The following is a 1,190-nucleotide window of genomic DNA, read 5'->3' on the forward strand; positions in this document are numbered from 1 at the left end:
GTTTCTCTGCCGCGCCCTGGGCATTGCCCATTTGCGCCAGGTTCACACCGCCGATGTTCGGCAGTTTGTCCATCAGGCCGCCGAGGCCGCCCATGTTCTTCATCTGCTGCAGCTGGTCGCGGAAGTCTTCAAGATCGAAGCCCTTGCCCTTCTTCAGCTTCTTGGCCAGTTTGTCGGCCTTGTCCTTGTCGAGGGTGGCTTCGGCTTGCTCGATCAGGCTGAGTACGTCGCCCATGCCGAGGATGCGCGAGGCAATACGCTCAGGGTGGAACGGCTCAAGCGCTTCGCTCTTCTCGCCCATACCGATGAACTTGATCGGCTTGCCAGTAATGGCACGTACCGACAGCGCGGCACCGCCACGGGCGTCACCGTCGACCTTGGTGAGGATCACGCCGGTGAGCGGCAGTGCGTCGCCGAAGGCCTTGGCGGTGTTGGCCGCATCCTGGCCGGTCATGGCGTCGACCACGAACAGCGTCTCGACCGGGTTGATCGCAGCATGCAACGCCTTGATCTCGCCCATCATCTCTTCGTCGATGTGCAGGCGACCGGCGGTATCGACGATGACCACGTCAATGAACTTGAGCTTGGCTTCTTTAATAGCCGCGTTGGCAATGTCGACCGGCTTCTGGCTCAGGTCGGACGGGAAGAAGGTCACGCCGACTTCGCCTGCGAGCATTTCCAGCTGCTTGATGGCCGCCGGACGGTAGACGTCGGCCGACACCACCATCACCGACTTCTTCTTGCGCTCTTTAAGGAAGCGCGCCAGCTTGCCGGCGGTGGTGGTTTTACCCGCACCTTGCAAACCCGCCATCAGCACGACGGCCGGTGGCACGGCGCTGAGGTTCAGGTCTTCGTTGGCCGCGCCCATCAGGCTTTCGAGTTCGGCCTGGACGATCTTCACGAATGCCTGGCCAGGCGTCAGGCTGCGGGACACTTCAGTGCCCACTGCGCGCTCTTTGACCGAGTTGACGAAGTCCTTCACCACCGGCAAAGCGACGTCGGCTTCGAGCAACGCCATGCGCACTTCACGCAGGGTGTCTTTAATATTGTCCTCGGTCAGCTTGGCCTTGCCGGTTACGTGGCGCAGCGTCTGCGAGAGACGGTCAGTCAAGTTTTCAAACATGCGCGATCCTTTCAGGCCCTACTCATCGAAATGCAGTGGTAGACCGAGGTAATGACGGCCCAGGCTG

At 61.0% G+C, this 1,190-nt stretch carries 1 protein-coding gene; it reads right to left on the minus strand.

The window, feature by feature from the left end; genetic code table 11:
- Positions 1–1,123, minus strand: a 1,123-nt coding sequence (gene ffh, locus H8F21_RS29220) for a signal recognition particle protein (RefSeq protein ID WP_203585837.1), incomplete at its 3' end; no start/stop codon positions are given.
- Positions 1,124–1,190: the final 67 nt, after the last annotated feature.

This window comes from Pseudomonas arcuscaelestis, assembly GCF_016881005.1.
Lineage (GTDB): Bacteria > Pseudomonadota > Gammaproteobacteria > Pseudomonadales > Pseudomonadaceae > Aquipseudomonas > Aquipseudomonas arcuscaelestis.